The 8,311-nt window shown below is 42.8% G+C and carries 5 protein-coding genes and 2 pseudogenes; 6 read left to right on the top strand and 1 reads right to left on the bottom strand.

What is annotated here, in order from left to right; translation table 11 throughout:
• From RTL34_RS11390 to RTL34_RS11365, 6 genes and pseudogenes are all read left to right on the top strand, one after another.
• Window positions 1-369, top strand: a 369-nt coding sequence (locus RTL34_RS11390) for an IS1 family transposase (RefSeq protein ID WP_312117017.1), incomplete at its 5' end; no start/stop codon positions are given.
• A gap of 382 nt (window positions 370-751) precedes the next feature.
• Window positions 752-2,050, top strand: coding sequence for an HlyD family secretion protein (locus RTL34_RS11385; RefSeq protein ID WP_312117015.1), 1,299 nt, complete (start codon window positions 752-754; stop codon window positions 2,048-2,050).
• 20 nt (window positions 2,051-2,070) lie between these two features.
• Window positions 2,071-4,914, top strand: coding sequence for a ribosome-associated ATPase/putative transporter RbbA (rbbA, locus tag RTL34_RS11380; RefSeq protein ID WP_312117013.1), 2,844 nt, complete (start codon window positions 2,071-2,073; stop codon window positions 4,912-4,914).
• A gap of 3 nt (window positions 4,915-4,917) precedes the next feature.
• Entirely contained in the window at window positions 4,918-6,081 is a 1,164-nt protein-coding gene (locus RTL34_RS11375; protein ID WP_312117011.1) for an ABC transporter permease, read from the top strand.
• A 97-nt stretch (window positions 6,082-6,178) separates the two neighbouring features.
• Entirely contained in the window at window positions 6,179-7,660 is a 1,482-nt protein-coding gene (locus tag RTL34_RS11370) for a TolC family protein (protein WP_312117010.1), read from the top strand.
• Window positions 7,661-7,947: 287 nt separating this feature from the next.
• Window positions 7,948-8,082 (top strand): annotated as a pseudogene (locus RTL34_RS11365) (transposase); the annotation flags it as partial.
• Window positions 8,083-8,124: 42 nt separating this feature from the next.
• On the opposite strand, the pseudogene RTL34_RS11360 reads toward RTL34_RS11365, so the two are convergent.
• Window positions 8,125-8,262 (bottom strand): annotated as a pseudogene (locus RTL34_RS11360) (integrase core domain-containing protein); the annotation flags it as partial.
• Between the last annotated feature and the right edge of the window lie 49 nt (window positions 8,263-8,311).

Here is an 8,311-nt window from a genome sequence, read left to right as displayed (position 1 = left end):
TCCCACACTTTGACCTGTGGCAGGACATACTGCCCCATAAAGGTAAGTCGAGATAGTGAGATTGTTGCCTTCGTATGGGGCAAACGCAACTTAAAGACAGCCACACAGCTACGAGCCAAGCTTGATGAATTAGGTGTTGATTTTGGCTATGTCTGCTGTGATAACTGGGATAGCTTTTTAACCGCCTTTGATTTTGATTTTAAAAAGGTGGGTAAATACCATACGGTTGATATTGAAGGGAACAACAATCGTTTTAGGCAAAGGCTTAGGCGAGTCTTTCGAAAGACAAGCTGTTTTTCGAAAAAGCTAGCAAATCATTTTAAAGCGTTTGATTTACTGTTTCACTATGTCAATTATGGCTGGGTATAGTAAGTATTCTTTTTATACCACAGCCGAAAATTCTAGTTAACGTTAGTTCACAAATTTTTTTCTGTATTGTTACTCTTATATGAATTTTAGTGCTAAAATTTATTTTAGAAACAGTTTTTAATTTCTATTTGTTACATTACAAGTAATGATATAAATTAGAATTTACGTACTATCTTAAACAAAAAACCATAATAGCCCTACCTTCTTGTGAGTTTTTTTATCAATAACTCTATTAAGGGAATATATTGTGCTTGAATAAATAAAGATTTGGAAAGCTTTATTTTTTCTATAGTAAATGTTGATAAATGTTCTATTAGATACTTAAAAAGGATTTTTACAAAGTACTATTAAATAGTTGTCAGCTATTTTTTAAGACTAAAACATGAAAAAATCTTATTATATTCTGATCGCCTTGATATTGGCTGTGGCAGTCGCTTTTGCTGTGTATATGAACTACAAACGTACCGCTGATACGACCCCAGAAGGCTTTGCCTCTTCCAATGGACGTCTACAACTACAAAATATCGATGTGGCTAGCCTACGCGCAGGACGTGTCAGCCAAGTGCTTGTGCATGAAGGTGACTTGGTCGAAAAAGGCACGCCACTGGTGACCTTATCTTCTGAAGAACTTGATACTCAACTGCAAGGTGCCGAAGCTGCCAAATTGCAAGCCGAAGCTGCCAAATTGCAAGCCGAAGGCCGTAAATCGCAAGCGCAAGCTGCCAAAGCTCGTGCTGAAGGCGCGGTCACTCGTGCCATGGGTACCGAAAAACGTGCTGAAGGTGGCTATGCTCGTACCCAAGGCGGTGTCAACCAAGCCGATGCGGTGATTGCTGCTAAAAAAGCCCAATTACAAATCGCGCTAGACAATCTAAATAACACAAAAGCATTGCGGAAAGATGACTTAGTTTCTATCGCTGAATTACAACAGCGTGAGCAGGCCTACCAAGCTGCCAAAGCCGAAGTTCTTGCTGCTCAAGCCGCCAAAGCACAAGCAGCAGCAGGTGGCACAGAAGCACAAGCAGGTATTGCTGAAGCCCAATCGGGTATTGCCGAGGCCAAAGCAGCCGTTGCCGAAGCCCAAGCAGGAATTAACCAAGCCCAAGCAGGGATCGAGCAAGCCCAAGCAGGAATCAACCAAGCCCAATCTCAAATAAATCGTGTCAAATCGATTCAATCAGATATGTATGTGCGTGCCCCACAAGCAGGGCGGGTTGAATATCGCATTGTCGAAGTGGGCAATGTGATTGCCCCTGGTAGCAAAGTTGTAACCTTAGTTGATCCAAACGATGTCTATCTTGAAATCTTTTTGCCAACTGACAGCAGTAATCAAGTTCAAATTGGTAGCCCTGCCCGTATCGTGTTAGACGGTATCAAAGCCGTACTCCCTGCCAAAGTTAGCTTTGTGGCTAACCAATCACAATTCACGCCAAAATCCGTCGAAACCAAAAACGAACGTGAAAAGATGATGTACCGTGTCAAATTAAGTCTTGATCCACAAGTGGCAAGCCGTTACCAAACCTTGCTCAAAGGCGGTATGACAGCCCAAGGTTATGTGCAACTTGATCCAAGTAAAGCATGGAGCAAGGACCTAGAAGTCAACATGCCATCGATTGTACCAATCGCCCCAAGCCGACCTGTACATCCACAAATCGCATCCACCGTAACGGTAGGGCAATAACCGACAAAGGATGCGTCAGCATGACTTTCGATAACACTCAATCCAAAGACAATAGTGATGACTTTGCTGTAGTAGTGAGCAATGTCTCGCATCGCTATGGTAAGGTCATCCAAGCCATCAAAAACGTCAGTATAGCCCTTCCCAAATCTGCTACCATCGGTCTGGTCGGGCCTGATGGCGTCGGCAAATCGACCTTGCTAAGCCTAATTGCTGGGATGAAAAAAATCCAAACTGGCACAGTTCAAGTGCTGAACAAGGATATGCACAATAAAAAAGCTCGAGAGTTTTTACTCAATAAAGTCGCCTTTATGCCACAAGGCTTGGGACATAACCTTTACCCGACCCTATCGGTTTTTGAAAATATCGACTTTCATGCTCGGCTATTTAGCATTGACAAAGCTTCTCGCCAAGCTCGTATTGAGCGATTATTGGTAGCGACCGACTTGCTTAAGTTCAAAGACCGTCCGGCTGGCAAACTCTCTGGGGGTATGAAACAAAAACTCAGCCTGTGCTGTGCCTTGGTGCACGACCCAGATTTGCTAATTTTGGATGAACCGACAACAGGGGTTGACCCCCTCTCGCGTCAGCAGTTCTGGCGATTGGTCGATTCGCTCCGAGCCGAGAACCCAAGCATGACCGTGCTTGTTTCGACAGCGTATATCGATGAAGCCGCCCAGTTTGAGTACATCATCGCGATGAACGATGGCGAAGTGCTAATTAATGATAAAACCACCAATGTGGTGAAAAAATATGCCCAAAACTATTACGATGCTGAAGGTCGGCTCAACCTTGAAGAAGCCTATAATGTGCTATTGCCAGAAAATAAACGCGGCGACAGTAACTTTACAGTACCCCCGTTTGTACCCGACCCTAGCCTACCACCAGCCATTAAAGCCGAAGGCTTAACCAAACGCTTTGGTGACTTTGTGGCAGTGAACCATGTGAGTTTTAGTATCGCTCAAGGTGAGATTTTTGGCTTTTTAGGGTCAAATGGTTGCGGTAAATCCACTACCATGAAAATGTTGACAGGCTTACTTGATGTGACTGAAGGTACAGCCAAATTGCTTGGCGAACCTGTTACCGCAGGTAGCATCGAAAACCGCCTAAAAGTCGGCTATATGTCACAAGCTTTCTCTCTTTACGAAGAACTGACTGTACGTGGTAACTTAAAACTCCATGCCAAACTATACCGTATTCCAGAAAGTGAACAGAAAAACTATATCGACCAAAGCCTTGCTACCTTTGATTTGACCAAAGAAGCCGACAAACTGCCGGCAGATTTACCACTGGGTATTCGCCAACGCCTGCAATTAGCAGCTGCATGCTTGCACCAACCTAAAGTGTTGATTTTAGATGAGCCGACGTCAGGGGTTGACCCCGCTGCAAGGGATATGTTTTGGAAAAAATTGGTCGAATTATCTCGTGAACAACGGATTACCATTTTTGTCTCCACCCATTTTATGAGTGAAGCGGTGCGTTGTGATCGTATTTCGCTGATGCAGCAAGGCAACTTGCTAGCGGTGGGCAAACCACGAGAGTTACAAGCCAACAAACACGCCAAAACGTTGGAAGAAGCCTTTATCGAGTATTTACTCGAAGCATCCAATGACAACAAAGTCGAGCAAAAACCCACTAGAGCTAATAATCAAGCAAATGGCGAACAGATCAAATCAATCACACCACAAACACAATCGGCTAAAGAGACCGGTAAAAAAGCCACCCACCGTAAAGGCTTATGGGCTTGGTTGTCACTCATGCTTGCTTTTGCCAATCGGGAAAGCAAAGAATTACGCCGAGATAAAATTCGACTATCATTTGCTTTGATTGGCCCTGTGATCATCATGATGACGGTAGCGTATGCTGTGTCGTTTGACATTAATCATTTGAACATGGCAGTTATCGACCACGACCAAAGTACTGAAAGCCGTGAACTTATCCAATATTTTGATGGTTCGCCTTATTTTTCGGGCGTAAAAAAGCTTGACTCTATCGAAGAAATCCAAACGCAGCTTAAAAGCGGTCAATCTAAACTGGTGTTAGAAATCCCTGACCATTTCGCTTCAGATATGAAGCACTTAGACAGACCTGAGATTAATTTTTATATTGACGGTAGTGCGCCCTTTATTGCAGAGAATATCAAAGGCTTTGTCACAGGTATTTTACTCAACTATGCCCAAGACAAAATCCGTCAAACAGGCTTACCCCTTGATACCCGCCCTGTGATGGTGATAGACCCGCGTTTTTTATATAACCAAGGCTTTGCCAGTATTTATGCCATCATCCCTGGCACGATTATGCTTGGCTTGATTTTGATTCCTGCGATGATGACTGCTTTAGGGGTAGTACGAGAAAAAGAACTCGGCTCAATTAGCAATCTTTATACCTCTCCTGCCTCAACCACCCAGTTTTTAATAGGAAAGCAAATACCCTATATTTTGACCGCATTGGGCAGTTATTTTAGCTTAGTTTGGATTGCAATCGTCATTATTGGTGTACCGATAAAAGGCTCGTTTATGGGACTAACCATTGGGGCATTTTTGTTGGTGTGTACTGCAACAGGCTTTGGATTATGGATTTCTTCAATGATGAAAACCCAAGTTTCTGCTGTGTTTGCTACGGCGGTGGCTGCCATGATTCCTGCATTGAACTTCTCAGGATTTTTATACCCACTGTCATCGATCACAGGCAGTAGCCATTGGGTAGGTCAAGCTTTTCCTGCGGCATACTTCCAACAAATCAGCTTAGGTGCATTTACCAAAGGGTTAGACATTGACAGTTTTGTGCATAACTATGTGATTATTTTAGGCTTTGGGGTTGCCTATGTAACCTTGGCAAGTCTGTGTTTGCAAAAACAGGAGAAATAAGCCATGTATCATCAAGTTAGCAGGCCACCATCCCCATGGGGACAATGGGTTAAAAACGTCATCACCTTAACCAACAAAGAGTTTCAAACCCTATTTAGCGATAAAATGGTAATTATCATCATTGCTTTTTTGTTCACCGTGTCTATTTATACCATTTCGACAGGGATCACTACCGAAGTGCATAACGCCACTGTGGCAGTGGTTGACCACGACCAATCGCAAATGAGCAATTATATGGTATCGACCCTACAACCACCAAACTTTCAAAAACCCGTGTATGTACCAGACACTGAAAAACTCAGTGATGGCTTTGATAAAGGCGACTATATTTTCTCGCTTGAATTTCCAGAAAATTTTGAGAAAGACGTGCGGGATAATAAACATCCAACGGTGCAACTTTCTGCTGATGCCACTGCCGTGTCGCAAGCAGGGGTGGGTATGGTATATATCCAAGAGATTTTTAATAAAGAAAGCTATAACTATCTTAAAAAAACCAGCCCGTTAGATCAACTACCGGTCAAGGTGCAAACCAGCGTGTGGTTTAATCCGAATACTACCAGCCATTGGTTTTTCTCGGTAACCAACATTGTGGGCTTCATTTTTTTACTTGCCATGATGCTAGTGGGCGCAGCGATTATCCGTGAAAAAGAACGAGGAACGATTGAGCATTTACTGGTCATGCCTGTTTCCGCCAACCAAATAGCCTTGTCAAAAATCATCAGTAACGGCGTGGTGATAGCGACGGCTGCGTTTTTATCCTTGATGTTTGTGGTGCAAGGGTGGCTTGGTGTCCAGATTAATGGCTCAATTGCCTTGTATATGCTGGGTACATTTTTATTTTTATTCTCGGCGTCGGCAATGGGTATTATGTTTGCTACCCTTGCGCCGACTTTGCCACAATTTGGACTATTGTCGTTGCCGGTGTATGTGGTTTTACGACTAATATCAGGCGGCGATGGCCCCTTTGAGAGTATGCCTACCTGGGTGCAAAGTATTTCGCAATTCTCCCCTGTGACCCAATATGCCTTATTTAGCCATGCGGTACTATTTCGTGACGCCAATTTGCCTATCGTGGGACATTATTTGCTCGAGATGACCGTGTCAGGTCTGATTTTTATGTTTTTTGCCCTAAAACGCTTCCGTAGTATGCTTGATAAACAAGGGTAAAGATAATTTTGGCAAAATTACGGTATATTGGGTGTGTGCGTTATACCCTTACCAATCGAGATGTTAACCAAATCCAAAGTTAAAAATAGTGATAAAAATGACCGGTAAAACTATGAAGCAATCTACTTTATCTCATTTAATTTTAGCAGGTATATTAACCACTGCTTTTACCGCCAGTTTAACTGGCTGTCAAAATACGCCTGTCAAATCGCAATCCCAAGTTGTTATGCCACAAAAATTTAATTATGTATTGCCGGTTGGTGAGCAAAACAATATCAGCACATGGTGGCAAAATTTCCATGACCCTGTACTTACTAGCCTAATCGAGCACGCCCTACAAACGGCACCGGATATACGAGAAGCTAAGGCTCGGATTGATGAAGCAAGCGCAGTTGCTAATCTTGCCAATGCCAATAAAGGTATTATGGTAGGTGCCGGTGGCAGCATCACAGGCGTGAATAGTGATGTCGATAACCCTCTACCCTCTAAGGTCCGCAAACCTCTAGGTATGCTTGGTAGTGATTGGGGCGATTCTAGCCTTGATGTTGATGGACATGCGTATCATTTGGGCATATTAGCTAGTTGGGAACCTGATTTTTTTGGCAAAAAACAAAGCGATGCCGATGCCGCAGGCTACGCCTATCTTGCGACCCAAGAAAAAATCCACGGTGCTCATATGCTAGTCGCTGCCAAAATCGCCCAAGCGTATTTTCAAGCACGCAGTAAAGAACAAGAAGCGTTAATTCTCAAGCAAACCCAATCTTCGCTAAGCGAGTTACGCCGTTACGCCAAAGCGCGTTTTGATTTAGGACAAGCGACTCGCTATGACATTGATGATATCGATATTAAATTGCAAGGTATCAAAGCCAAACAAGACAATCTATCTGCAGAACGTCAAGCCAACATCCGCCAAATCGCAGTATTAAGTGGTAAGACATCACAAGACTTTGACTTGCCACCTAGCCCTGTCAATGTCTTAAAACACTTACCCCCTGCCCCACAAGGCTATTATCCTAGCGATTTACTGACCCGTCGCCCCGATATTCGCGCCAAACAGGCGCAAGTTAATGCACTAGCCGCTTTGCATGGTAGCGCGGTTGCCGACCAATACCCTAGATTTGGGATTAATTTTGGGGCATTGAATGGCGGTTTGTCCATTAGTAATAATGACTTAGATAGTACTGGGATAACCGCAGGGCTGATTAATGCCAATGTCTCGGTGCCATTGTTTACCAATGGCCGTATTAAACATAACATCGAAGCAGCCGATGCCCGAGTACAGGCGGTAATGGCGGACTATGATAAAACCTTGCTCACTGCATTGGCAGAAGTGGATAACAGCTCACAGCTTAATACCGCTTTGATTCGTCAACATCGTAACCTACAAAATGCCGTCAAAGATGCCGAACTACAGGCAGACCATGCCAAAAAGTTATTTAATTATGGACGAATAACCTTTGACGATATGCCAAAGGCTCGAATCACCGCCCAAGAATATGAGCAAAATTTGATACAGAATGAATTGGGTCAAGCCCTTAATTTGATTGCCTTATATAACAGCTTGGGTGGTGGGTGGTAATTGATTCACTTGATTATAGGCTGATTGTTTAACTTCGCTGCATGATCAGCCTGCCAATTTGAAAGTATATTTTGTTTAGAATGTCCAATACACAACTTATAAATGCATTTTTAGGCTTAGGCGGATTTTTCAAACAATACGTTTCTTTTCTAAAAACGTGTAAATCATTATCATGCTTTTAATTTACTGTTTCACTTTGTCAATTAGGACTGGGAATAAAGAGTGAATAGCCACCGATTTTGTAGACACCTTAAAGTTAGATAAAATGGCTAATTTATGAGGTGAATATGAGCGGTAAACGATACCCTGAAGAATTCAAAATCGAAGCAGTAAAACAAGTCACAGAGAAAGGCTATAGCGTAGCAGAAGTAGCTACAGGTTTAGGTACAACTACCCATAGCCTTTATGCTTGGATAAAAAGGGTGTAAATACCCCAAACTTAAAACAACATCAAAGTAGAAACATTAAGCCACCTGTTTAAACTCAGCAGGTGTCATATCATTCAATGAATCATGCGGTCGTTCGTAGTTATAAACCTCGATCCATTCATCCGTTAATTGTCTGACCTCATTTAAATTATTGAACAGATAACAATCTAATACCAAACCCATAAAATATAGTATTATAGCTATATGAAAGAATCAAACCCAA

It is taken from the genome of Moraxella sp. CTOTU47915 (assembly GCF_031986685.1).
Taxonomy (GTDB): domain Bacteria; phylum Pseudomonadota; class Gammaproteobacteria; order Pseudomonadales; family Moraxellaceae; genus Faucicola; species Faucicola tetraodonis.
Note: the sequence above shows the minus strand (reverse complement) of the source record. Positions and strands in the feature narration are given on the sequence as shown.

Excerpts from the sequence above, each read along its gene's own strand:
- RTL34_RS11370 (WP_312117010.1), top strand. The coding sequence starts at position 6,179 with ATGACCGGTAAAACTATGAAGCAATCTACTTTATCTCATTTAATTTTA.
- rbbA (WP_312117013.1), top strand. The coding sequence starts at position 2,071 with ATGACTTTCGATAACACTCAATCCAAAGACAATAGTGATGACTTTGCT.
- RTL34_RS11385 (WP_312117015.1), top strand. The coding sequence starts at position 752 with ATGAAAAAATCTTATTATATTCTGATCGCCTTGATATTGGCTGTGGCA.
- RTL34_RS11375 (WP_312117011.1), top strand. The coding sequence starts at position 4,918 with ATGTATCATCAAGTTAGCAGGCCACCATCCCCATGGGGACAATGGGTT.